The 23,581-nt window shown below is 55.3% G+C and carries 18 protein-coding genes and 1 tRNA gene; 8 read left to right on the top strand and 11 right to left on the bottom strand.

The features are described from left to right. The first annotated feature begins 36 nt into the window (after positions 1 to 36). Entirely contained in the window at positions 37 to 1,479 is a 1,443-nt protein-coding gene (nagE, locus tag Q3Y58_RS14590) for an N-acetylglucosamine-specific PTS transporter subunit IIBC (RefSeq protein ID WP_319622736.1), read from the top strand. A gap of 68 nt (positions 1,480 to 1,547) precedes the next feature. Here the strand turns inward: nagE and Q3Y58_RS14585 are convergent, their stop codons facing one another. Beyond that, the gene (locus Q3Y58_RS14585; protein WP_274219912.1) at positions 1,548 to 1,895 is read right to left on the bottom strand and encodes a hypothetical protein; all 348 of its coding nucleotides are present in this window, start codon (positions 1,893 to 1,895) and stop codon (positions 1,548 to 1,550) included. A gap of 261 nt (positions 1,896 to 2,156) precedes the next feature. Between Q3Y58_RS14585 and Q3Y58_RS14580 the strand changes: the two genes are divergently transcribed. Then, positions 2,157 to 3,329 carry an AGE family epimerase/isomerase gene (locus tag Q3Y58_RS14580; protein WP_319622735.1) on the top strand — a complete coding sequence of 391 codons (1,173 nt, stop codon included), beginning with the start codon at positions 2,157 to 2,159 and terminating at the stop codon, positions 3,327 to 3,329. A gap of 42 nt (positions 3,330 to 3,371) precedes the next feature. Next, complete coding sequence (locus Q3Y58_RS14575) at positions 3,372 to 4,394, top strand: Gfo/Idh/MocA family protein (protein WP_319622734.1); 1,023 nt, start codon at positions 3,372 to 3,374, stop codon at positions 4,392 to 4,394. Positions 4,395 to 4,404: 10 nt separating this feature from the next. On the opposite strand, the gene Q3Y58_RS14570 is transcribed toward Q3Y58_RS14575, so the two are convergent. The 3 genes from Q3Y58_RS14570 to Q3Y58_RS14560 all read right to left on the bottom strand — a co-directional run bounded on the left by Q3Y58_RS14570 (position 4,405) and on the right by Q3Y58_RS14560 (position 7,483). Next, on the bottom strand, positions 4,405 to 5,904 hold the full coding sequence (locus Q3Y58_RS14570; protein WP_274219915.1) for a nicotinate phosphoribosyltransferase: 1,500 nt from the start codon (positions 5,902 to 5,904) through the stop codon (positions 4,405 to 4,407). Between the two features lie 87 nt (positions 5,905 to 5,991). After that, positions 5,992 to 7,161, bottom strand: coding sequence for an alpha-hydroxy acid oxidase (locus Q3Y58_RS14565; RefSeq protein ID WP_319622733.1), 1,170 nt, complete (start codon positions 7,159 to 7,161; stop codon positions 5,992 to 5,994). Between the two features lie 245 nt (positions 7,162 to 7,406). After that, a tRNA-Arg gene (locus tag Q3Y58_RS14560) sits at positions 7,407 to 7,483 on the bottom strand. Between the two features lie 249 nt (positions 7,484 to 7,732). Between Q3Y58_RS14560 and Q3Y58_RS14555 the strand changes: the two genes are divergently transcribed. Both Q3Y58_RS14555 and Q3Y58_RS14550 read left to right on the top strand, forming a co-directional pair. After that, positions 7,733 to 8,518, top strand: coding sequence for a thermonuclease family protein (locus tag Q3Y58_RS14555; RefSeq protein WP_319622732.1), 786 nt, complete (start codon positions 7,733 to 7,735; stop codon positions 8,516 to 8,518). After that, entirely contained in the window at positions 8,515 to 9,981 is a 1,467-nt protein-coding gene (locus Q3Y58_RS14550; protein WP_319622731.1) for a M48 family metalloprotease, read from the top strand. Before Q3Y58_RS14555 ends, Q3Y58_RS14550 begins: the two co-directional genes overlap by 4 nt. Positions 9,982 to 10,028: 47 nt before the next feature. On the opposite strand, the gene Q3Y58_RS14545 is transcribed toward Q3Y58_RS14550, so the two are convergent. The 5 genes from Q3Y58_RS14545 to Q3Y58_RS14525 all read right to left on the bottom strand — a co-directional run bounded on the left by Q3Y58_RS14545 (position 10,029) and on the right by Q3Y58_RS14525 (position 15,960). Further along, a complete protein-coding gene (locus Q3Y58_RS14545) occupies positions 10,029 to 10,901 on the bottom strand; it encodes an RNA polymerase factor sigma-32 (protein WP_319622730.1) in 873 nt (290 codons plus the stop codon). A gap of 172 nt (positions 10,902 to 11,073) precedes the next feature. Then, entirely contained in the window at positions 11,074 to 11,649 is a 576-nt protein-coding gene (locus Q3Y58_RS14540) for a CarD family transcriptional regulator (RefSeq protein ID WP_274219920.1), read from the bottom strand. 394 nt (positions 11,650 to 12,043) lie between these two features. Then, a complete protein-coding gene (gene fdxA / locus Q3Y58_RS14535) occupies positions 12,044 to 12,382 on the bottom strand; it encodes a ferredoxin FdxA (protein ID WP_274219921.1) in 339 nt (112 codons plus the stop codon). A 169-nt stretch (positions 12,383 to 12,551) separates the two neighbouring features. Then, complete coding sequence (locus Q3Y58_RS14530; protein WP_319622729.1) at positions 12,552 to 12,938, bottom strand: RNA-binding S4 domain-containing protein; 387 nt, start codon at positions 12,936 to 12,938, stop codon at positions 12,552 to 12,554. Positions 12,939 to 12,945: 7 nt separating this feature from the next. Further along, entirely contained in the window at positions 12,946 to 15,960 is a 3,015-nt protein-coding gene (locus tag Q3Y58_RS14525) for a helicase-related protein (RefSeq protein ID WP_319622728.1), read from the bottom strand. A gap of 909 nt (positions 15,961 to 16,869) precedes the next feature. Here Q3Y58_RS14525 and Q3Y58_RS14520 point away from each other — a divergent pair. From Q3Y58_RS14520 to Q3Y58_RS14510, 3 genes are all read left to right on the top strand, one after another. Next, on the top strand, positions 16,870 to 17,589 hold the full coding sequence (locus tag Q3Y58_RS14520; protein ID WP_274219924.1) for a LuxR family transcriptional regulator: 720 nt from the start codon (positions 16,870 to 16,872) through the stop codon (positions 17,587 to 17,589). A gap of 287 nt (positions 17,590 to 17,876) precedes the next feature. Beyond that, the gene (gene pyc, locus Q3Y58_RS14515; protein WP_319622727.1) at positions 17,877 to 21,338 is read left to right on the top strand and encodes a pyruvate carboxylase; all 3,462 of its coding nucleotides are present in this window, start codon (positions 17,877 to 17,879) and stop codon (positions 21,336 to 21,338) included. Between the two features lie 228 nt (positions 21,339 to 21,566). Then, positions 21,567 to 22,172: an acetate uptake transporter gene (locus Q3Y58_RS14510; protein WP_319622726.1), complete on the top strand. Its 606-nt coding sequence runs from the start codon at positions 21,567 to 21,569 to the stop codon at positions 22,170 to 22,172. A 95-nt stretch (positions 22,173 to 22,267) separates the two neighbouring features. Here Q3Y58_RS14510 and Q3Y58_RS14505 read toward each other — a convergent pair whose 3' ends face one another. Continuing rightward, on the bottom strand, positions 22,268 to 23,011 hold the full coding sequence (locus Q3Y58_RS14505) for a glutamine amidotransferase (RefSeq protein ID WP_319622725.1): 744 nt from the start codon (positions 23,009 to 23,011) through the stop codon (positions 22,268 to 22,270). A 26-nt stretch (positions 23,012 to 23,037) separates the two neighbouring features. After that, positions 23,038 to 23,499 (bottom strand): tellurite resistance TerB family protein, encoded by a 462-nt coding sequence (locus Q3Y58_RS14500; protein ID WP_274219928.1) that lies wholly within the window; start codon positions 23,497 to 23,499, stop codon positions 23,038 to 23,040. Positions 23,500 to 23,581 lie beyond the last annotated feature (82 nt).

Here is a 23,581-nt window from a genome sequence, read left to right as displayed (position 1 = left end):
CTGTTTTCGATTTTTATTGAGCGGGAGGACAATTAAATGTCAAACAACGCATTTGCGGGCGTCCAGCATCTTGGTCGTTCATTGATGCTACCGATCGCGGTGCTGCCTGTCGCAGCTATCCTGCTGCGTGTCGGTCAGCCTGATCTGTTGAACATTCCATTCGTGGCAGCGGCAGGTGGAGCAATCTTCTCCAACCTCGGCATGCTGTTCGCGGTTGGTATCGCAGTTGGCTTTGCGAAGGAAAACCACGGCGCGGCCGGTCTTGCAGGCCTGGTGGGCTTCCTTATTGCACAGCAGGGTGCTGTAAATCTGGCAGGTCTTGAGCCAGACCTGGCAAGCACCATGGAAGGCCGTATTGCAATTCCGGTTGGTATCATCATGGGTATCGTGGCCGGTATTCTTTACAACAAGTACAACAACATCAAGTTGCCTGACTATCTGGCCTTCTTCGGCGGTCGCCGTTTCGTGCCAATCGTCACCGGTCTGGCCGCTCTGGTTGTTGCTGCTGCCTTCGGTTATGGCTGGGCCTTCTTCGATAGCGCCCTGACAGGCCTGACAAACGGCATCACACACATGGGTGAGCTGGGTCTGTTCCTTTACGGCGCCCTGAACCGTCTGCTGATCGTAACTGGTCTGCACCACATCTTGAACAACATCATCTGGTTCCTGATGGGTGACTTCACCAATGCTGCTGGCGAAGTGGTAACTGGTGACCTGAACCGCTTCTTCGCAGGCGACCCGACTGCCGGTGCCTACATGGCTGGTTTCTTCCCAGTGATGATGTTCGGTCTGCCAGCTGCATGTCTTGCAATGTACACCTGCGCAAAGCCTGAGAACCGTTCTGCTGTTGGTGGTGTTCTTGCCTCTATGGCTCTGACCTCCTTCCTGACCGGTATCACCGAACCAATCGAATTCGCGTTCATGTTCCTGGCTCCAGCCCTGTACCTGATCCACGCGGTTCTGACCGGTGTGTCTCTGGTCGTCATGGACATGCTGAACGTGAAGCTCGGCTTCGGCTTCTCAGCTGGTCTGTTTGACTACGTGATCAACTTCGGTATTGCGACCAACCCGATCATGCTGATCCCAGTGGGTATTGCGTTCTTCGCGATCTACTACTTCCTCTTCGTGGCTGCCATCAAGTTCTTCAACCTGAAGACAATGGGCCGTGAGAGTGCAGAAGAAGCTGCAACCGAAACCACTGCAGAAGTTGCCGGTACAGCAATGGCTGCGGCGGGCGATGCGAAGGCTCGGGCTTACCTGAACGCCCTTGGTGGCGCCAGCAACCTGACCAACGTTGATGCCTGTGCAACACGTCTGCGCCTCAAGGTTGTTGACAATGCGCGGATTGATGAAGCTGCTCTGAAGCGTCTCGGTGCCCACGGTGTGGTACGCCCGGCAGCAGGGTCTGTGCAGGTCATCGTCGGCCCGGTTGCTGACCAATTGGCATCCGAAATCAAGGGTGAGATGGTTACTGCCTAACCTTCTGAGAACTTGAAAACGAATAGGCCGACCCGGAGGGCATCCGGGTCGGCTTTTTCATTTTGTTGTTACTGGGCGCGGCGAACTTCCAAAACATGAATGCCGGGAGATGGCTCATTCTCGACAGTGAGTTGCTGTTCAGCGCAAATGAGGGCGGGGGTGAGACACTCAAGGTCCGCTGGCGGTTCAGCAGCGATGATCATGGGCACCCCATCAAGGAACAGGATTGCCAGTTTGGTATCCGTCAGGCGCTCGAACCAGCTGTTGTCATTGGAAGGGGGCTTTACGAGGAAAACGCGATCGTAGGCGATGCAGGGGACAATTGCGTTGACCGGCTTGTAGCCGCAGGCCGTTTGCAGGCGAATGGCCTGGGCGCTGCGGATGGTATCCAGCATATCCTCTGGGAAGTTGGCCATGGTCGGCTCCTTGTTTGTGCGCAGAGTGCGCTGCTTCTTCGATATTACCTTACGTCATCTTGCGCCTGTTGGATCTCACGGATGTGTGCGTTCGCGCTTTTGTGACGCATTGCAGATCTTGCCTTCGGGTCAGCTACTTATTGTTTGACCCGCTGGTTGTGGGTAGGATGCGCGGTGCTGGCAATGCCGGTGCATACCCTATTCTTATTCCGACCGTGCGATCTGTTCTTCGCAATTTATCCGATCACGAAAGGCTAGTTCTTGACCCATCACGCGCAAATCACCGAGCTGAAACAGTGGTTGTTTGACAAGGCATTGCCAATCTGGTGGCGGCAGGGCGCGGATCGGCATCAAGGGGGCTACTTTGAGGCCATTGGCTTGAATGGCATGGGGGCGCTTGGCCCGCGGCGGGGGCGCGTAAACCCGCGCATGACCTATTCGTTCTGTCAGGGCGGACGCCTTGGCTGGACGGGCGACTGGGAGGCCGCTGCCAAGCATGGGCTTGATAGCATGCTGGACTCCTTTCGCACCGATGAGGGGTATGTTGCTGGCCTGATGGATGACGATGGCCGGATCGTTGACGGGAAGTTTGATCTTTACAACCAAGCCTTCGCGTTGTTGGGCCTTGCTGCCATGGCAGCCAGCAATGAAGTGCACTACGGCGAAGCGCGGCAGATCGCAGGGCAGATATTCGACTTCATTCGGGCCAACTACGCCCATCCTGAAGCTGGATTTGAAGCGACCAACCCGCCTAGCGAGCCTTTGGCCTCCAATCCGCACATGCACATGCTGGAAGCTGCGCTTGCCTGGGAAGCGGTTGACCCGGATGGGCCGTGGGGCGATCTGGCAGATGAGATCGTGGGCCTTGCCATGGGCCGGTTTGTCGACCCAAAAACGGGAGCCGTGCGGGAGTTTTTTGACCGGACTTGGGCCCCCATGAAAGGCGATCAGGGCCGACGCATTGAACCTGGTCACCAGTTCGAATGGGCATGGCTGTTTGTGCGTTGGGGCGCTGCGCGCAAGAACGAGCGCGCGTTGGACCTTGCCAAGCGCTTGTTCGATATCGGAGAGACGTACGGCATCGACAAAGAGCGCGATGTCGTGTTCATGGCAATGGACGACAGCTTCGCGGTGACGGATCCGGTTGCGCGTATGTGGGGGCAGACTGAGTGGATCAAAGGTGCCATTGTGATGCTGGAGATTTGCGAGGACGCCGAGCGTGAACGCTACGAGGCTTCGTTGGTGCGCGCCATGACCGCTTTGCAAAAATTCTTTGAGGGCGTACAGCCCGGCCTTTGGCGTGATAAGCTGTTGCCAGACGGGACGTTTGTGGAAGAGGCAGCGCCTGCGAGCACGTTTTATCACATTGTCTGCGCCATTGCGGAGCTTATGGCCCATGAGGCCACACAAGGAGACCGCAAACTGGGGCGCTGATCGGCACTTCAGGTCCTTGCGCAAGGGCCGATGGGAGGAAAAATGGCAACCAAGACCACCAAGTGGGGTATTCTCTCTACGGCTCGTATCGGCATCGAGAAGGTCATTCCGGGCCTGATGAAGGCCAATGGCGTTGAGGTGGTTGCCATCGCCTCTAGAGATTTGGCAGGGGCGCAGGAAGCGGCCAGCCGTCTCGGGATCCCGCAGGCTTATGGCAGTTATGACGAACTGTTGGCGGATCCGGAGGTGGAGGTGATCTACAATCCGCTGCCAAACAACATGCATGTGCCGTACACCATGAAAGCCACCGAAGCAGGCAAGCATGTGCTTTGCGAAAAGCCGATTGCGCTGGATGGCGATGAAGCCTCACTTCTGTTGGACGTGCCTAGCGACCTTTATGTCATGGAAGCGTTCATGGTTCGCTGCCATCCGCAATGGCAACGAGCACGCGAGATTGTGCTCTCCGGAGAGCTGGGGGACATTCTGCTTGTTCAGTCTGTCTTCGCCTATAACAACTCGGACCCGAAAAACATTCGCAATCAACTGGCGACCGGCGGTGGTGCCCTCATGGATATTGGTTGCTATCCCATAGTGGCTGCACGGTATTTTCTGGAGAAAGACCCGGTGCGCGTGATCAGCCTCGTGGACCGAGATCCGACCTTTGGAACAGACCGGCTGACGTCTGCGCTGCTTGATTTTGGCGGAGGGCAACGGGCGGAGTTTACTGTTGCCACGCAATCTGTGCCGTATCAGCGGATCAACATTCTGGGCACTTCCAAGCGGCTGGAAATGCTGATCCCCTTCAATGCTCCGCTGGGCGGGGAGACAGTGCTGCGGCTTGATGATGGCAAAGTGCTGGGCGATGCCGCACTCGAGACGGAAGTGATCCCACCTTGCGATCAGTATCAGCTTCAGGGTGAGCTGTTCTCTCGCGTTGTGCGCGGTGAAGAAGAGCTGCCTTATGGGACGGGCGATGCCATTTTGAACATGCGCATTATTGATGCGATCTTTCGCAGTGAGGCGACGGAGGCATGGGAGACCGTGCACACCTCGGTCTCCGACTAGTCTAGCGTTTCTAGCGAATGCCGGGCCAGCGGCCTTGAGCCTTCGCAGCCATCATCTCATCGTATTCCTGAGCGGCTCTGGCACGGACGTCTTCGAACAGGTGCACTTTGGTGACTTCGCCATCAAGGAACACGGTTTCAAGCTGATCGTCACGATCTGCCAGCTCCTCTTGGCGGACGGTCTCATAAACACCCGGCTGCTCCTTGACCACCGCAAGGCGGCCGGGGCGAGAGGCCTTCAGGCCGGCAACGGAGGTGGCCGGAGCCTTGAACACGTCGTGCCACTCATCCTCAATGCACACGGCTGAGGCCTTCATGGCAAATCCAAAGGTGTCGCGGTCGATCTTTTGCAGAAGCCCTGCACCCATGCCGAATGCAACGTTGCCGATGGCCAGCTTGTGGTTCATGAGGGCCTGCATGATGTCGATGATGGATTGTGGTGTGACGCCATCGCCCTGAATGACGCGAACCTTGTCGTTGAGCAGGCGGTAGCCAGTTGCGGTTTCGGTGAAACCAAACTTTTCGCCAAGAGCTTCGATGGTGCTCGGCAGGATCTCGCAGGGGTTTCCGCTGTCCGGACGCACCACGAGAAAGCCGTTCTCACGAGACAGAACCTGATCCTTGAGCTTGTCGCCCCAATACTCGTTGAGCGCGCGGAACAGGTCATAGCTGTCTGACACACATGCCACGAGCCCATCAGGAAACTGGCGCAGCATGTTTTCCATCGCGTCGATTTCACCAGCTTCGCCACCCCAACTGGTCATCGTGGAGTGCTCGGAAGCGGGAATGGAATAGCCCGCCATGTCTGCGCCATAAAAATTGCGCGCATAGACGAGGCCGCTGATGGTGTCGGTTCCTTGAGACGCCACAAGGTGGGCACAGCCGCCGATGCCAGCCGCTTCAAACGATGTGGTCCCCCGCGCGCCGAAGTCGTGCAGCTTGAACTCAACCCCTTCAGAGGAGCCATCAGTGATTTGCATGCGGCGTGCAATTTCACGTGTTGTCGCCAAGGAGTTGGTGGCCACCGTGCTTGGGTACCAGATGGACCGTAGCAAGCGCGTTTCCAGAAAGGTTGGCAGCCAGTAAAACTCGGGATCTGTGTTGGTGATGCGCATCATTGCCGTGCGCAGGCCAGCCACAGAGCCCTCTGGCAGGGCATCAATGCGAACTGGCAGGCGTCCGTCATGGCTTTCCTGGATACGTCGCCAACTGTCTATGGCGGGATCAAGGCCATGGGCGCGAATGAAAGGCTCTGCTTCGGCAATGATGTCTTCGGTAATTACCACGCCCTGAAGCTTGGCAAGCTCCATCTGAAGGCCGAAGAAAACGGTGTAGTCTATCGAGCCGTTTGCTTTGCGTGCCTCCACATAGGATGACACATACTGGGTGCCGGGCTTGTATTGTCGATAGTGGGAGTGTTTGTAACTGTCGGTGTCCAGCAGCAGGTTGTCCAAGTCCATGGCGCGAACCCGCGAGGAAATATCATTGAAGAAGCCGGGTCTGTAGGTCATTCGGGGCCTTTCAGCTCACGCGAAGCAACGGAGATCAAAAAGGCAGTGATCTCAACGACCACTACCTGATTGACGAGCTAGCGTGTTTTACCCCCAAGAACGCGTGTTTTGCAAACCCTCCGGTGGGTAAATAATGCTGCGATCCAAGTCGTTTATGTCTCTCTTGCCACAAAGAGCCATGGTGACATCAAGTTCAGTGCGAATGATGTCGAGGGCCTTTGCAACACCTGCTTTGCCGTCTGCCCCAAGGCCGTAGAGGAAAGGGCGGCCAATATAGGTTCCCTTGGCGCCAAGGCACTTGGCTTTCAGCACATCCTGACCGGAGCGGATGCCGCCATCCATATGAACTTCAATCTGGTCACCCACCGCATCGACAATGGAAGGTAGCACTTCAATGGAGGACGGCGCGCCATCAAGCTGACGGCCGCCATGATTGGAGACAATGATGGCATCAGCACCCGTTTGTGCCGCCATGCGTGCGTCCTCTACATCCAAGATGCCCTTGAGAATGATCGGGCCGCCCCAACGCTCGCGGATCCACTCCACGTCTTTCCAGTTGAGCTGCGGGTCAAACTGCTCTGCAGTCCATGAAGACAAGGAGGACAAGTCAGAGACACCTTTGGCATGGCCAACAATGTTTCCGAATGTGTGGTTCTTGGTTTTCAGCATGCCAAGGCACCACAGCGGGCGCGTTGCCATCTGATAAATGTGCTTGGGTGTGAACTTGGGCGGGGCGGACAGCCCATTGCGCAGGTCCTTGTGGCGCTGGCCAAGGATCTGCAAATCGAGTGTAAGCACCAGCGCGGAGCACCCCGCTGCCTTGGCGCGGTCAATAAGGTTGCCGATGAAGTCTTTATCCTTCATCACATAAAGCTGGAACCAGAAAGGTTTCTTTGTTTTTTCTGCCACTGCTTCAATGGAGCATATGCTCATGGTCGAAAGAGTGAACGGAATGCCGAACTCTTCCGCCGCTTGGGCCGCCAGAATCTCTCCATCTGCGTGCTGCATGCCTGTCAGGCCCGTGGGGGCCAATGCCACTGGCATGGCAACATCCTGCCCGACCATCTGCGTTTTCAGGCTGCGATTGGTCATGTCAACGGCAATGCGTTGTCGCAGTTTGATCTTGGCAAAGTCGCTTTCGTTGGCGTGGTAGGTGCTTTCGGTCCATGAACCGGAATCAGCGTAATCAAAAAACATCTTGGGCACGCGGCGGCGTGCTTTGTTTTTCAGGTCATTAATCTCCAGAATGGGCGACATACCTGCTCCCTTTTATTTCTCCCGGGAGTTAATGAACGCCTGTCTGCGAGTTCTGTCAATAACGCCTAGAAACAAAGATTAAGGTTTATACAGATGCCCTATGGTTATATGAAGGTATATTACTAATTTGTACTTGATCTATACCTTAGTATTAGGAAGTAAGGCCGTGCGTGTAGACAGTGGCGCCTTGGATCCATTTGTCTTCTGAGTGTTTTATGAGGCTTTTGATAAGTGGCCATACAAGATGGTGACCCCGACAGGGTTCGAACCTGTGACCTGCCGCTTAGGAGGCGGCCGCTCTATCCAGCTGAGCTACGGGGCCTGGCGCCGATGTTGCCAAGTAAGGCGGCGCAACTCTGCGCATAGCATGATTTTTTTTGCGATGCGAGGGGGCTTTCCGCAGTTTCCAGAGCGCGATTTCAGCTGTGCCACGAACGGGATGGCATCCCCTATTCGGGAGATACGGTTCCGCCTTTCCCATGGCGTGTGTCCGTAACCGGAAGATTCCCGGGGTTGAAGGGATGTGCAGCTTCTAGTTTAGATCGGCATTGTCTTCGTGTTCAGGTGTTTTATGTCGCGTTTGCGGGTCATCTTTCTCGGGTTGCTTGCTGGTCTCCTATTTCTCTCTGGTTCTCATGCCAAAGAAGAAGACTGCTTCGCTCTTGCTGAAACAGAGGTGTCGGCGCTTACTGTTGCGCCCGGCGATCTGCTACGGGCGCCAAGCGGCAACCTCTATGGGTTGGCTGGGTTGAAAATCCTTGATGATCGGGCGGCAGCAGCGCTTTCAGCATGGCTTGAAGGTCAAAGTGGTGCCGTGGGTGTTACGCAGGTTGGCAAGGAAGATCGATGGGGTGTGCAGGCGGCTTTTATGCGGGGCGCTGATGGCACGGACCTGGGAGGCTTTCTGATTTCGCAGGGGCTTGCTGTCCTGTGGGATCCCGAGGAGGTTCTGCGCTGCCGAAAGGGGCTGCGCGCGGTCTATGAGGCAGCTGAAAACCAAGCCAGGCAACAAAAGAATGGCTGGTGGGGAAGCAGTGGTCCTTTTCTTGCCACAGACTCGAGGCTTTATGGCGCGCGCGGGAGCTTCCAGATCGTGAACGGCAAGGTGGTTTCCGTAGGGAAAACCCGCAGAATCCTCTATCTGAATTTCGGTGAGCGCTGGACACGCGATTTCACTGGCATTATTGAGATAAAAAAGTTGAAGGCTTTTCGAGGATCGGGGCTGGATCCGGAAAAGCTGACAGGGCAAATTGTTGAAATGCGCGGTATTGTGCAGTTGCGTGGTGGGCCGGAAATTCGGCTTCATGAACCTCCTGCGCTAAGACTACTGAAGTTGGAGCAACCAGGGCCACTATGAAATTTGGGATGACCCTTGGCACCGTAGGACGCGGGCTACGCATCCTCGCTGTACTCGTGTTGGCGGGTGCAGTTGCTTCGTGCCAGCTGGTTGGGTCCACGGGTACTGACGCCAAGCCCGGCACGCTCCGCCCCACATTGGCTGCAGATATTGGCGCACGAGAGCATCCACGCGTCGTGGCCACGTATGGCGGCATTTACAAGGATCCCGGCGCAGAGAAAGCCATTGCGAAAATTGTAGGTGGCTTGGTGGCAGCTTCGGATGATCCACGTGCTCAGTACCGAATTACCATTTTGAACTCTCCGGCCGTGAACGCGTTCGCGCTGCCGGGAGGATACCTTTATGTAACCCGTGGTCTTCTGGCCCTTGCAAATGACACATCCGAGCTCGCGGCGGTGCTTTCTCACGAAATGGCACACGTGACCGCAAACCACGCGATACAGCGTCAGCGCCGTGCGGAAGCCGCCGAACTGGCCAATCGTGTGATGAGCTCCGTGGTTGAAGATCAGAGCCAGTTGGAAGATGCAGTTCGCTCCTCCCAGATGTCCTTTGCCCGGTTTTCTCAGGAGCAGGAGCTGGAGGCGGACGACATTGGCGTGCGCACGCTGGCAGCGGCGGGGTATGATCCCTATGCGGCCTCTCGTTTCTTGAAGACGATGGACAAGTTTGCCAAGTTCCAAAGCCTTGGCGGCGACACCAGCAATGCGCCGGATTTCTTATCCTCCCACCCCAATACGCCGGAACGCGTGCTGCGCGCCATCAACAGTGCTCGCCAGATTGGTGCGCCGGGCATTGGGCGCAGGGATCGCGCCGACTATCTGACCAACATTGATGGGATGTTGTTTGGCGACGATCCTCTCGAGGGGTACATCCGCGGTCGCAGCTTTCTTCACAAGGCTTTGGGTATCTCCTTCAGTGTTCCCTCCAATTTCGCGCTGGAAAACAGCCCGGAGGCTGTGCTTGCCAGTGATGGCAAGGGCACAGCCATGCGGTTTGATGGGGCTGATCTGACAGAGTTCAGCAGCCTTGATGAGTACATGCGCAGTGGTTGGGTCAACGGTCTGATCGACAACAGTGTCCGTCCAACCACCATCAACGGCCTGCCTGCCGTGGTGGGGTCAGCAGTCACCGATGGGTGGTCGTTCCGAATTGGCGTGGTGCGCATCGGGTTGACGGGCTACCGTTTCATATTTGCAAGTCGGTCGCCAAACGCCAGCTTTAACAAGGCCTTTGAGCAAACGTTGAACAGCTTTGAGCAACTGACACCTGCCGATCAAGCGCGGCTGCAGCCGTTGCGGTTAAAGGTGTTACAAGCCAAATCTGGCGACACGGCCCGCAAGCTTGCCGTGCAAATGAGCGGCATAGAGCCTTCACGCCGATTGCAGCTCTTTACGATCCTCAATCAGGTGGACAATGGTCACCGTTTCAAAGCTGGTGACTTGGTCAAGGTGATTTCGGACTGACAAAAAAGCCGCGAGGGACGCGGCTTTTTTATTAGAACGGACGAAGCCTATTGCACAGGGATGAGGCCAGGGCCTTTATCTTCAAGCGAGGACCGCAGCTTCTTCAATGCGGCGCTCTCGATCTGTCGCACGCGCTCTTTTGATATGCCCATGACTTCCCCAAGGGCCTCGAGTGTCATGGCTTCATCTGCTAGGCGACGCTTTTTCAAGATCATAAGCTCTCTTTGGTTCAGCGACTTCATCGCGTCAGCCAACCAATTACGCTTTCGATCCATGTCGATTGCATCAGACGCGATGTCATCTGGCAGAGGTCCAGTGTCTTCTAAGAGATCGATTTTTTCCGCTGATGTCCCATCGCTCTCGCTGATTGGTGCGTTGAGTGAAGCGTCTGGGGCAGAAAGGTGAGAAGACATGCGTTCCACGTCACTCTTCTTTACGTTCAGCTTGGTCGCGATTTCGGACTTGATTTCGGTGTCATTCATCTCCGGGTGCTGGCGCGCGATCTCCAAATGCAGTCTTCTGACGCTGAAGAACAGCCGCTTTTGGACTGAGGACGTTCCGCCTCTGACAATCGACCAGTTGCGAAGGATGTAATCTTGGATCGATGCTTTGATCCACCATGTTGCATAGGTGGAAAACCTTACCTCGCGAGACGGATCAAACCGGGCGGCTGCTTCCATCAGGCCAATTTGACCCTCTTGGGCCATATCTGCGAGCGGCAGGCCGAATGAGCGAAACTTCATCGCTTGTGCGAGCACCAGACGGAGGTGTGCGAGCGTAAGACGCTCAAGCGCTTTGGCATCTTTGTTGTCGTGCCACTTGGTGGCCAACTCAAATTCTTCTTCGCGGGACAGGTAAGGTGCCCGGCGTGCCACTTCGAGGATCTGGTTGGAATAGCCTTGGTAATCTACCGTTCCCATGCTCGCCTCCGCCCTTTCGGGTTTTGTTGTTTGCACGGGTTGTTACGCCAGGTGGGTAGGGTTGGTTCACTGATGCGTCAGCAGTAACGCTTAAGTGTGGCGCAATGTCGCGTCTCATAAAAAAACCCGGCGCACGGCCGGGTTCTTTTTCTCATCAGGTTGCGAGCTTGGTTTAAGCTGCTTCTTCCTGACTGTCGTCATCAGCCGGAGCTGCCTTGGCCGCACGGCCGGGAGACTTGGCAAGTTCCTGCTCGATCTGACGAACGGCTTCAGAGTCGGACAACTTCTGAACTGCGGCAATTTCACGTGCCATACGGTCCAGTGCTGCTTCGTAAAGCTGACGCTCAGAGTAAGACTGCTCCGGTTGGGTATCGGCACGGAAAAGGTCGCGCACCACCTCAGCAATCGCAAGCAAGTCACCAGAGTTGATCTTTGCTTCATATTCCTGAGCGCGGCGGCTCCACATTGTGCGCTTTACCCGCGGCTTGCCCTTAACGGTCTCAAAAGCCTTCTTCACGGTCGCTGCATCGGATAGCTTGCGCATACCAACACTAGGAATTTTTGCCACTGGTACGCGAAGTGTCATCTTCTCCTGATCAAACTCGACTACCAGAAGCTCGAGGGAGAAGCCTGCGACGTTCTGCTCTTCGATGGCAGTGATCAGACCGACGCCGTGGGACGGGTAGATGATGTGTTCACCTGTCTTGAATCCATGACGCTGAGCGGTCTTCTTAGCGGGTGTGGCCATACGCTGTCTTTCTCCTGCGAAGAATGCGCGCCCCTCCGGGCGAGCAAAAGCGCCGCTGGGGTGCGACGCCTGTTTAGTGTCAAAAAATGCGAAAAGCCCACCGTGGCGCGCGAGATGCGCGCACAGGGATTTGCGCTCAACTGTGATCAGTCAGCATTCAGCGGCGGTTAAGGTGATGAGAATGGGGAGTCCGTAACCGCACATTGTCGGCTAGAATTTGCCCATAAAAAAACCTCCGAAACGGAGGCATGACCGTGCCACCAAGCGACTGAACTTAGTGTATAGCACATTATCCACGGTTTTCCAACCTCTGCTTCAGCAAAGGTTAGAATTTCCGATCGGTAACACGATCAGTTAATTATGTTTAGATCAATATAGGGGGAGAAAGGGGATATCAATCCCCTTCGCCCGGTTTATCAGAGAAATACTTTTCCATCTTGTCTTTCACGCCATCGAACTCCGGCGCTTCCGGCAGCGGGTCCTTGCGCGCCGTGATGTTTGGCCATTTCGCGGCGTATTCCGCGTTCAGTTCAATCCAGCTTTCAAGCCCGGGCTCCGTGTCTGGACGGATCGCATCCGCTGGGCACTCTGGCTCACACACACCGCAGTCAATACACTCATCCGGATGAATGACGAGCATGTTTTCGCCCTCGTAGAAACAGTCTACCGGGCACACTTCAACGCAGTCCGTGTACTTACATTTAATGCAGTTGTCAGTGACGACGTATGTCATCGCAATCCTCTTAGGTTGCAGCTCACCCGCCGGCTGTGCCGCTTCGAAAACAGCGGCGGATGGTTAAATCTTGGCTCATTGCCTAGCGCTTTTCCGTGGCCTTCGCAAGCACGTGGCGACTGGGCGCACAGCAAAACGGGAAAAACATTTTGCGCGGCAAGGCCGGTGTTTAGAAACCATCGTCCATGCTGTCCTTTTTCATCCGGATCAGCTGGCGTCGGTCTCTTTTGGTGGGTCTTCCAGTGCCACGATCTCGTTGCTCCGGTTGCCCGTCTTCTTTCGGTGTTGGGGGAGGGGAAAGGTCTTCGTAAAGCAGTTGAGCTTCACTGGCCGGCCCGCGGCGACTGCCCAGATCGAGGACCTTGTAAACCATAAGGCGTCTGGGGAGCGCGATGGTCAGGACGTCGCCGAGCTTGATGCCCTGCTTTGCAGTCGTGACCTTCTCTTTATTAAGTCTGACGTGTCCGGACACTGCCAGTTTCTGTGCCAGTGTCCGGGATTTGGTAACGCGGGCATACCATAGCCATTTATCTATGCGCTGCGATGCCTGCTGCATGGACTGGTTACTTGTCGTCGCCCTTCTGCATGTTCTCCTTCAGAGAAAGGAGCGCTGCAAATGGTGAGTTTGGATCCAGAGGCTTGTCGCGCTGTGGCTGTGGCCGACCTGCATTGCCGGTGCGGTTCGGCTTGCCGCCGCCTTTGTGACCGCCGCCATCACGTCCCTTGCCCTTGGCATTGTGACGCTTGTTGTTATTGCGCGGGCCGCCCTTGCGTTCGCCCTCAGACTGGCGGTTCTGGTTGTCGCCATGCTGACGACGCGGGCGATTGCGATCTCCACCCTGGCGGCGGCGATCTGCCCGGCCGGGACGCCAGATCTCGATGGTGACGGTTTCCATTTCTGGCTCACCATCGGTCTCAGCGGCCTCTTCACTAGGCGCAGCTTCAATCGGCGTGTCGTTTGTCGCTTCTGCAGGTGTTGCTTCAGCAGCTGGCTCAGCTTCCTGGCTCGGCGCGTCGGCTGACTCAGCGGGAACGTCGGCTGTAGTTTCTGCGGAGGCTTCGACTTCACCAGTAGCTTCTGCTGGTGCTTCTTCCGCCTTTTTAACGACGGGTTGCTGCACTTCCTTGGTCTCAAGGCGGTAGCCCAGAGATTTAAGAATGCTGGAGAAGTCCTCGCCAGCGCAGCCGAGAAGGGACGTCATGGAGACGGTGACGGTAAATGCTCCGCCTTGCGCCAGCGCACCTTCCGGTGGCTCGATACCTTCTTCAAGCGGTTTCCAGGCGATCAATGGACGGATGATGTCCGCCAGACGCTCCAGAATGTCGACGCGTACAGCACGGGGGCCGCAAACACGGAAGCCGACGACCTTGTAAAGAGAAGGTTCAATCTCTGTATCAACCGGAACGGAGGTGCGGCCTGAAGCGGAGAGCTGTGGCAACTCCACGAGGCCCTTGGCGTCTTCCTTGCCTTCTTTCAGTGCCCAAAGCTGTGCGAGTAGCTGGCTTGGTGCCGGCTTAAGCAGCGCAGGGACGAAGATGTGGTAAGCGCCGAAACGAACACCCAGCTTGCGCAGCGTGCCGCGCATGGTCTGGTCGAGCTGGCGAATGTCCTCGGAAATGTCGTGGCGATCGATGATGCCAAGGCTTTCTGAGATCCGGAATGCAACACCGCGGGCGATGCCTTCAACGCCTTCAGCTGCTTCAAGGTCAAACAGAGGCTTCAGCAGGGTCTCGATATGGGTCTTGACCCATAGAGCCACGCGTTCCTCTACCTTGTCGCGGGCTGGACCCGTGAGCTGCTCGTCAGCCAAGAGCAAAATGCCCGGGCGCAGCGTATGATCAGAAGCTGAAAGGCGTGCGACGATCTCGCCCTGCCATCTCAGAGTGCCTTCTGAAGAGAGGATGAAGTCCTCATTAGGGGAGCGCGACAAGCGGTCAGCTCGGCTCTCGATTTCACTTGCCAGGGCCTTTTGGGCAGCGGCGCGAACCGCTTTTTCTTCTTGCCCTTCAGCCGAGGCGTCCGGCGCAAACCGGAAGCCCTGAAGCTGGCCAATGTGTTCACCTTCGACGAGTACGTCACCGCTGGCGGTGATCTCCGCTTCGAGCATCTTGTTCTCTCTCAGACGTCGCATCAATACGCTGGTTCGCCGATCCACAAACCGCTGTGTAAGCCGTTCGTGAAGGGCATCAGATAATCTGTCTTCTATGCCGCGAGTGACGCCCTGCCAGTGAGCAGGATCTGTCAGCCAGTCGGCACGGTTCGCTACAAAGGTCCAGGTTCGGATATGTGCAATCCGATTGGCCAATGTATCAATATCCCCGTCTGTCCGGTCTGCAAGCGCTATTTGCTTTTGGAACCAGTCATCCGGGATCGCGCCCGAATGAACCAAATGGGTATAGATGTTAACTACAAGGTCTGCATGGTTGGCCGGCGCAATTTTTCGATAGTCCGGAACCTGACACACATCCCAAAGCAGCTCTACTCTTTCTCTCGTTGTCGCGATGCGGCGAATGGCCTCGTCGCGATTGGAGAGTTCAAGCACTCCGATATCCTCTGCGGGAGGTGCTTTGGTCAAGCCCTCTTCACCGGGAGATTGGTCTAAAGAGCGCAAAAGTGCGGATAAAGAGGAAAAATCCAGCTTTGGGTTCCGCCACTGAAGCACTTTCAGCGCGTCAAACTCGTGAGATTCGACCGAATGCACCAAATCGTCGTCAAAGGTGTTCACTCTGCCAGTGACCCCGAAAGTGCCATCTCGGAGGTGGCGCCCGGCGCGCCCGGCGATCTGGCCTGTTTCTGCAGGCGTGAGCTGGCGGTATTGATAGCCATCAAATTTGCGGTGTCCCGCGAACGCCACATGGTCCACATCAAGGTTCAGGCCCATGCCAACAGCGTCGGTCGCAATCAGCCAGTCCACGTCGCCGTTCTGAAAGAGCTCGACCTGCGCGTTGCGTGTGCGCGGAGACAGGGAGCCAAGAACAACGGCGGCGCCGCCGCGCTGACGGCGGACGAGTTCTGCAATGGCATAAACCTCATCGGACGAGAAGGCTACGATTGCAGAGCGGCGCGGCAGGCGTGTGATTTTCTTCGAGCCTGCATAGGTGAGAATGGACATGCGCGGGCGGGTGATGATGTTCAGGCCCGGCAAGAGCTTTTCCAGCAATGGACGGATGGTCGCTGCGCCAAGCAGCAGTGTCTCCTCCCGTCCGCGCAGGTTTAACAGTCGGTCCGTGAACACATGTCCGCGCTCAAGGTCTCCGGCCAGCTGAACTTCGTCAATGGCGACGAAGTCGACCTTCAGATCTTTCGGCATGGCTTCCACGGTGGAGACCCAGAACCGAGGGTTCTTCGGAATGATCTTTTCTTCACCGGTGATCAGCGCAACAAGGTCTTCTCCCTTGCGTTCCACGATCTTGCCGTAGACTTCACGGGCGAGCAGGCGCAAAGGAAGGCCAATAAGGCCGGACGAGTAAGCGCACATGCGCTCAATGGCAAGGTGCGTCTTGCCGGTGTTTGTCGGCCCAAGAATGGCAGTTACTGTTCTGGAGCGCTGTGCGCGGGGCAATGGGAGTGTCTGCATTACGGCATCAAGATGTTTGAATTATCACTTTAAGCCATGTGGCGCGAAGACCGGCTTTGGGTAGAAGGCCTCAATTTTGGTCTCGAGGTGTGAATGGCGTTGTGGTTGATAGTTCGTTCGCAGCCCTTCGGATGCCGTTAAAATATGAGGGGTCTATACAAACTGCTGGCGGGCTCTGTAAAGCCTCAAACCTGCGTTTTGCCGGATATATACGTCACACCTTGGGCGAGGGTGTGTCAGCTGGTTCGGATTCCTCAGCTGATAGGGCTTTTAAGAGTTAATCAGGTTGGTATCTATTGGTCCGACATTGGTATCAGTTGCAACCATCTTCCGGCGGGGCTTATTTGCTGGCTCTGCGGCAGTATTTCAGCAGACGAGTCGAGGCCTACTGTCTGAACTAGCCAATAAATTTTCAGTGTAAATTTTCAGGTGATGGTTGACATTTAGGTTCAAATCAGAGTTATCCACGATTTCCCCAAGGTTACATCGCTTAGATTTTTGCATCTATGCGTGTCTTGCGCTTGATGAGAATCATTTGCGTCTTCGCGCCCAGGTGCGTGGTGCAGCTTTCATCTCATTTTCATTATAAACCTCGCGAAACTTTACAGGCACCCTTAACGGAAGCTTAAGGCGTTCTGAGGCCTAGGGGTTTTACTGAGTTTCCTGATTTGCTACCTCCAAAACTCAAGTTTCAATTGAGTGACGCAGAGGAAGATCTCTCAAAAGCCGCATTGTCAATATGCGGGATGTAACAGCAAACAGTCAGGAAGAATTATTGAATAGTTCTTTTTCTGAATACGCGAAAACAGAGCCCTTAATAGCAAATGGTTTGTTGATACACCTTCTAAATGGGTAGGTCGTTGCGTAAGGTAATTAGGCATCGGAGAGCGTTTTGTAGGGGTGAATAAAATGAATCCATTAACTGCTGCACTTGAGTTCGTTGATTCAATTAACAACGAGGAAACAGCCGATGGGGTAGCCCGCCGCATCGCTGATCTTGGAACTACCTTTGGTTTTACTAGTTTTGTCTTGGCGGCCATTCCAGAGCAGGGAGCATCTCTGGACGGGTCAATCATGCTGAGTGGTGGCAATCCAGAATGGCAACAGCGATATCTGGATCGTGATTATGTCCAGCATGATCCAATTGTCGCGAAGGCTCGGTCTGCTTCTCGTCCGTTCCTGTGGTCGAGTATTGCGCGAGATCGGTCTCTCTCGACCATTGGGCAGCAGATTCTTGCTGACGCACGGGACTACGGCATCATGGATGGGGTATGTGTGCCGATCCACGGTCAGCAGGGGTATCAGGGCATGCTGATTTTCGCAGGTCCTGAAGTGCATCTCACTGAGCGGGAGATCAGTGTGCTGCACCTTGTGGGGATCTATGCCAGCAATAAGATGCGTGAGTTGAGTGGCGCGAACACCAATCGCCCTCGCCATCGCCTTACGCCTCGCGAGCTGGAGTGCCTCAAGTGGTCAGCAGCTGGAAAGACAAGCTGGGAGATCAGTCAGATCTTGAATATTTCTCAACATACGGCGGATTGGTACCTCGCTTCTGCGGCGCGCAAGCTGCATGCAGCCAACCGGACGCACGCAGTGGCTGAAGGCTTCCGCCTTGGTTTGATCCGCTGATTTTGACTGGTGCCCGGCAAGACTACGCAAGGTCAGCCGGGCCCTTTTCTATGAGAAGTTGTTTCGATACTCCATGTATTTAGAGAAGTACTGGGGTGGAAAATCTCGCAATAATATATTAGGGCGCTCCCCACAGTTCTGAGGCCAGTAGAAAGATTGGCCACGAATACTGAATAATATGAAAAGTGCTGGGTTTGGCAGCGCTAACTGCGCACAAAAATTTCTTCCCTTTAGCAAATCATAAATGTAAACAAGTTGCGATAACCATGAAAATAGAGGGGGCGCACTTGGCTATTCGACGTTTGTTGGTGGCGAACCGGTCCGAAATCGCAATTCGCGTTTTTCGCGCTGCAAACGAGCTTGGTTTGCAGACGGTCGCAATCTTCGCCGAACAGGACAAACTTGCGCTGCATCGGTTCAAGGCAGATGAGGCCTATCAGGTTGGGAAGGGTCTTGGTCCGATTGAAGCATACCTTTCAATTGAAGAGGTAATGCGTGTCGCAAAAGAACAGAAGGTGGATGCGATCCACCCCGGCTATGGTTTTCTTTCCGAAAGCCCCGAGTTTGCAGAGGCTTGTGCCGCCAACGGCATAGCCTTCATTGGTCCGTCTCCGGACACGATGCGCCAGCTTGGCAACAAGGTGGCCGCCCGCGAGCTTGCCATTCGTGCAGGCGTGCCTGTGATGCCGGCCACCGATCCGCTTCCAGATGACATGGAAGAGGTAAAGCGCCTCGCGCTTGAGATCGGCTATCCTGTGATGCTGAAAGCTTCTTGGGGCGGCGGCGGACGCGGAATGCGGGTCATTCGCGACGAGTCTGCCCTCGTTCGAGAGGTGATGGCGGCAAAGCGTGAAGCGAAAGCTGCTTTCGGCAAAGACGAAGTTTATCTCGAAAAGCTTGTTGAGCGTGCGCGCCACGTGGAAGTTCAGATCCTTGGCGACAAGCACGGTAATCTGGTTCACCTTTTTGAGCGTGACTGTTCCATTCAGCGCCGACACCAGAAAGTGGTCGAGCGTGCACCGGCTCCTTACCTGAGCGACAAGAAACGTGCGGAGCTCTGCGAATATGGGCTGAAGATTGGCCGCGAAGTCGGCTACTATGGCGCAGGCACGGTCGAGTTCCTGATGGATGCGGACACTGGTGAGATTTACTTCATTGAAGTGAATCCACGCATTCAGGTGGAACACACGGTAACGGAAGAAGTCACCGGCATTGATATTGTCAAGGCACAGATCGCAATCGCTGAAGGCGGCAAGATCGGTGATGAATCGGTAACTGGTGTTCCTGAGCAGGACAAGATCCAGCTTAGCGGCCATGCGTTGCAGTGCCGTGTGACCACTGAAGATCCGGAGCAAAACTTTATTCCGGACTATGGCCGCATCACGGCTTATCGCGGAGCGACCGGCTTCGGTATCCGTCTTGATGGCGGCACGGCTTACGCCGGTGCGGTGATCACGCGCTACTACGATCCGCTGCTTGAGAAGGTGACCGCTTGGGCGCCAACGGCAGATGAAGTGTGCAGCCGTATGGACCGCGCGCTTCGCGAGTTCCGTATTCGCGGCGTTGCCACCAACCTGATCTTCCTTGAGCGTGTGATTGCGCACCCGGATTTCCGGGCGAACAAATACACCACGCGGTTTATCGATGAGACGCCGGAGCTGTTCTACAACATCCGTACATCTGACCGCGCGACGAAGCTGCTCAACTACATCTCTGATGTGACCGTTAACGGCCATCCAGATGTACGTGACCGGCCGAAGCCACCGGAAGATTCTCCCGAGATTGTAATTCCGTATCTGGATCGCCCAGTGCCAGAGGGCACCAAGCAGGTCTTTGACAGGCTAGGGGCCGAGGGGTTTGCCAAGTGGATGAAGGATCAAGAGCGTGTGCTCGTGACCGATACCACGATGCGTGATGCGCACCAGTCTCTGCTGGCGACCCGTATGCGGACCTATGACATTGCGCAGATCACAGACACCTATGCGAAAGGGCTGCCGCAGTTGCTTTCGTTGGAGTGCTGGGGCGGTGCAACGTTTGACGTGGCTATGCGCTTCCTGAGTGAAGACCCTTGGGAGCGTCTGCGTATGGTGCGCCAAAAGGCGCCCAACATTCTGCTGCAAATGCTGCTGCGCGGTTCCAACGGCGTTGGTTATGCCAACTATCCGGACAATGTAGTCAAGTTCTTCGTCAAGACGGCTGCAGAGAACGGCGTTGACCTGTTCCGTGTGTTTGATTGCCTGAACTGGGTTGAGAACATGCGCGTGTCTTTGGATGCGGTGCAGGAAAGTGGCAAGCTGTGTGAAGCAACTCTTTGTTACACCGGCGACATTCTGAACAGCGCCCGTCCGAAGTATGATCTCAAGTACTACGTCAATCTGGCGAAGGAACTGGAGGCTGCCGGCGCCCATATTCTGGGCATCAAGGACATGGCGGGGCTGCTGAAGCCGCAAGCTGCCAAGGTCTTGATCAAGGCGTTGAAGGAAGAAGTTGATCTGCCGATCCACTTCCACACGCATGATACTTCCGGCATTGCTGCCTCCAGTATTCTGGCGGCCGTCGAATCCGGTGTGGACGCGATTGATGTTGCCGTGGACAGCTTGTCAGGGCTGACTTCCCAGCCTTGCATGGGCTCGGTGGTGGAAGCGCTGCGAGGATCTTCGCGCGATCCTCAGTTGGACACGGAAGTGATCCGCGAGATTTCCTTCTATTGGGAAGCGGTGCGTTATCAGTACCGCGCGTTTGAGAGCGATCTGCGCTTCGGTGCATCCGAGGTGTATCTCCACGAAATGCCGGGTGGTCAGTTTACCAACCTCAAGGAGCAGGCACGCTCACTTGGGCTGGAAACGCGTTGGCACGAGGTGGCCAAAGCCTATGCCGATGTGAACATGATGTTCGGTGACATCGTGAAGGTGACGCCAAGCTCCAAGGTGGTTGGTGACATGGCCGTGATGATGGTCAGTCAGGGCATCACGCCGGAAGAGGTGGTGGATCCGCGGGTTGAAGTGGCCTTCCCGGACTCCGTCGTGCAAATGATGCGCGGTGACCTGGGTCAAAGCCCGGGTGGCTGGCCAGAAGCGTTGCAAAACAAGATCCTGAAAGGCCAAAAGCCAATCACGGTGCGCCCTGGTTCGCTGCTGGACGAGGAGGATCTGGACGAGAAGCGGTCCGAGCTTTCCGGTCTGTTGAACAAGGATGTCAGTCAGGTTTCTGATGAGGAGCTGTGCTCCTACCTGATGTATCCCAAGGTGTTCATGGAGTTCGCACGCATTCAAACCCAGTTCGGGCCCACCAGCGTTCTGCCGACCAACACTTACTTCTACGGTTTGCAGCCGGGTGAAGAAATCATGGTGGAGTTGGAGCCGGGCAAGGTCATGGTGCTTGCTTGTCTTGCCCTCGGTGAGACCGATGACCAAGGCGAGAAGCGTGTCTTCTACGAGTTGAACGGACAGCCGCGCAACATCCGCCTCATGGATCGGGCACACGGGGCCACTGGCAATGCCATTCGCCACAAAGCCGAGACTGGGAACCCAAATCATGTTAGCGCACCAATGCCGGGTGTCGTTTCCACCGTCTGTGTTCGTCAGGATGCGGAGATAAAGGCGGGCGATGTGATTCTGACCATCGAGGCCATGAAGATGGAAACGGCAATCCACGCGGATCGTGATGGGATTATCGATGCTGTAATGGTCGCACCCGGTGATCAGGTTGACGCCAAGGATTTGCTGGTCAAGTTCAAGCCAGTCGAATAAAGATCTATGCGCCCGAGCTGAATACTTGGGCGCATACCTTCCTTCAACTATTCCCTCATGTATATTACAAAAACTATTTGTACGCTAAGGCATTTAGCCTAAGCGTTTGTACGGTTGATTTCGTCGGGGCATGTGTCTAACTCCGCGCCGAAAGTAATTCGCCAATCTATACAATAAAGGCGAGATAAACTGGCTGCATTGCGCAACCCTTAATATGCCGGAGTGACTATGTCTTCTGTTAAGTCTGGAAATCCAGCCGTTGTAGGCTTGGCTGGATTTGGTATCACCACTTTTGTCCTGCAGATGCACAACATTGGCCTTTTAGAGAGCATGGGCCCTGTGTTGTGGTTGGGCGTTTTCGTTGGCGGTCTGGCTCAGTTGGTCGCTGGCTTTCAGGTCAAGGCAACCGGAAACAACTTCGGTTACAGCGCCTTCACCATCTACGGTGCGTTTTGGCTGGCATTCGCTGGCATCCTGATCAGCAACGAGTTCGGTTTCTACACCTCTTCCCATGAGGAAATCGGCTTCTTCCTGATCCCTTTCACCATCTACACAGGCATCATGCTTTATGGTGCACTTTATATCCATAAAGCCGAAGCAACCATTTTTGGCACTCTGTTCTTTGGTTTCCTGTTTCTGGTGATTGGTCACTTTGGCCCGCCCGTATTCAACGTCATCGCTGGCTACGTGCTAATCGCATGTTCATGTGCAGCTTGGTACGTGATGGCTCATTACATTTACAAGGATGTATGTGGCCGCGATGTTCTGCCGGTTGGCGCGCCAGTTCTCGGTGAGAAAGCAAGCCTTTCTCCAGTGCTTCAGCCTGCCGAGTAAGCTTGTTTCCGGTGGTATGATATGAAAAAGGCCCGCTTTAAAGTGGGCCTTTTTTGCATCTACATAAATGTTCACCTCTGGCGGAGGCCCATAATCTAGCTGGCAATCAGATCGCGGCATGCCTGGTTTTTTGGAGCATCGGCGGTGCCGATCCACATGTCCAGGAAATCCTGCAGCCACTGAAAAAGCGGCGGATCAAAGACAAAGCGGCCTTTGAAGTGATCCCTTCGCCCTTGTGCCCCCGGCAGAGACATGCGGTCTGATGCAAGTGTGGTCCAACGGTTCATCATCAGGTAGGTCAGCTCGGGATGAAATTGTATGCCGTATGCATTCGGTCCCACGCGCATGGCCTGATTTTGATAGGTCGCCCCCTTTGCAAGCAGAGTTGCTCCGGTGGGCAGGGAGAACCCCTCCCGGTGCCACTGGTAGACCCGGTTCGGCCATTTCATGAGCGTTTTGCCCTCAACAGTGGCTTCAATGGGGTAGTAGCCGATTTCCACCAAGCCGTCTTTGTGAGAGGTAACTGTGCCACCGAGATGGCGGCTTAGCATTTGAGCTCCAAGACAGATGCCAAGAAACGGTTTTTCTTCCTTCAGCGGTACGCCGATCCAGTCGATTTCTTTGGAGATAAAGGCGTCTGGGTCATTGGCGCTCATGGGCCCGCCGAATACGATCGCGCCAACATGCCCGTCCATCGTGCTTGGCAGGCTGTCTCCAAAACGGGGCTTGCGGATGTCCAGTTGAAAGCCGCGTTTGACCAGCTCCTGACCAACCCGACCGGGCGTGGATGTCTCCTGGTGGAGGACAATCAGGATCTTTGGCTTTTTTGCTTGGATCATGGGTAAAATATGTTTCCTAAAGCTATCTACTGTTGGTGACGCTCGCTGACTTGTTTCTTCAGCTCCATGCGCTGGCGAGATGAAACGCCCAGGAGTTCTGCGACCCGCCAAATGGTGTTGTCCTCGAACTCATGAACTGAGCCGTCGGCAAAAACCATTTCCCACATCATCTCGATGACCTTGACGCGTTCCTCTTCGCTCAATTGGCGCTTCAGGACAGAGGTGAAACCATAAAGGTCCACTGCCTCGTCATCGCGTTCTTTAGCGAGCTTGATGAGATTGTCAGTTTCTTCCTCAGACAAGCTGTAGGCATTTTTCAATGTCTTGTTGAGGGCCGAAAGCTCTTCAGTTTCCACTTCGCCATCCACAGCAATGATGTGGAACATCAAAGCCGCTGCAGCGAGACGGTGGTCATCATCCTGATAGGGCAGCTTTTCCTGCTTGCCGAGCGTGATTTCCTTTAAAAAGCTTTTCAGAGAGTTCAGCATATAAGTCGCCTAAAGTAGTCACTTGAGAGTGCCAACCTAGCGCGGAGCTCCCAACCTGCCAAATTTAAAATTGCCCAGTGGC

The sequence above is a fragment of the Nesiotobacter zosterae genome, from assembly GCF_033843645.1.
Taxonomy (GTDB): domain Bacteria; phylum Pseudomonadota; class Alphaproteobacteria; order Rhizobiales; family Stappiaceae; genus Pseudovibrio; species Pseudovibrio zosterae.
The sequence above is the reverse complement of the archived record's forward strand: the minus strand, read 5'-3'. Positions and strand labels throughout refer to the sequence as shown.

Coding starts and splice junctions, on each gene's coding strand:
- nagE (WP_319622736.1), top strand. CDS start 37: ATGTCAAACAACGCATTTGCGGGCGTCCAGCATCTTGGTCGTTCATTG.
- Q3Y58_RS14585 (WP_274219912.1), bottom strand. CDS start 1,895: ATGGCCAACTTCCCAGAGGATATGCTGGATACCATCCGCAGCGCCCAG.
- Q3Y58_RS14575 (WP_319622734.1), top strand. CDS start 3,372: ATGGCAACCAAGACCACCAAGTGGGGTATTCTCTCTACGGCTCGTATC.
- Q3Y58_RS14570 (WP_274219915.1), bottom strand. CDS start 5,904: ATGACCTACAGACCCGGCTTCTTCAATGATATTTCCTCGCGGGTTCGC.
- Q3Y58_RS14565 (WP_319622733.1), bottom strand. CDS start 7,161: ATGTCGCCCATTCTGGAGATTAATGACCTGAAAAACAAAGCACGCCGC.
- Q3Y58_RS14555 (WP_319622732.1), top strand. CDS start 7,733: ATGTCGCGTTTGCGGGTCATCTTTCTCGGGTTGCTTGCTGGTCTCCTA.
- Q3Y58_RS14550 (WP_319622731.1), top strand. CDS start 8,515: ATGAAATTTGGGATGACCCTTGGCACCGTAGGACGCGGGCTACGCATC.
- Q3Y58_RS14545 (WP_319622730.1), bottom strand. CDS start 10,901: ATGGGAACGGTAGATTACCAAGGCTATTCCAACCAGATCCTCGAAGTG.
- Q3Y58_RS14540 (WP_274219920.1), bottom strand. CDS start 11,649: ATGGCCACACCCGCTAAGAAGACCGCTCAGCGTCATGGATTCAAGACA.
- fdxA (WP_274219921.1), bottom strand. CDS start 12,382: ATGACATACGTCGTCACTGACAACTGCATTAAATGTAAGTACACGGAC.
- Q3Y58_RS14530 (WP_319622729.1), bottom strand. CDS start 12,938: ATGCAGCAGGCATCGCAGCGCATAGATAAATGGCTATGGTATGCCCGC.
- Q3Y58_RS14525 (WP_319622728.1), bottom strand. CDS start 15,960: ATGCAGACACTCCCATTGCCCCGCGCACAGCGCTCCAGAACAGTAACT.
- Q3Y58_RS14520 (WP_274219924.1), top strand. CDS start 16,870: ATGAATCCATTAACTGCTGCACTTGAGTTCGTTGATTCAATTAACAAC.
- Q3Y58_RS14510 (WP_319622726.1), top strand. CDS start 21,567: ATGTCTTCTGTTAAGTCTGGAAATCCAGCCGTTGTAGGCTTGGCTGGA.
- Q3Y58_RS14505 (WP_319622725.1), bottom strand. CDS start 23,011: ATGATCCAAGCAAAAAAGCCAAAGATCCTGATTGTCCTCCACCAGGAG.
- Q3Y58_RS14500 (WP_274219928.1), bottom strand. CDS start 23,499: ATGCTGAACTCTCTGAAAAGCTTTTTAAAGGAAATCACGCTCGGCAAG.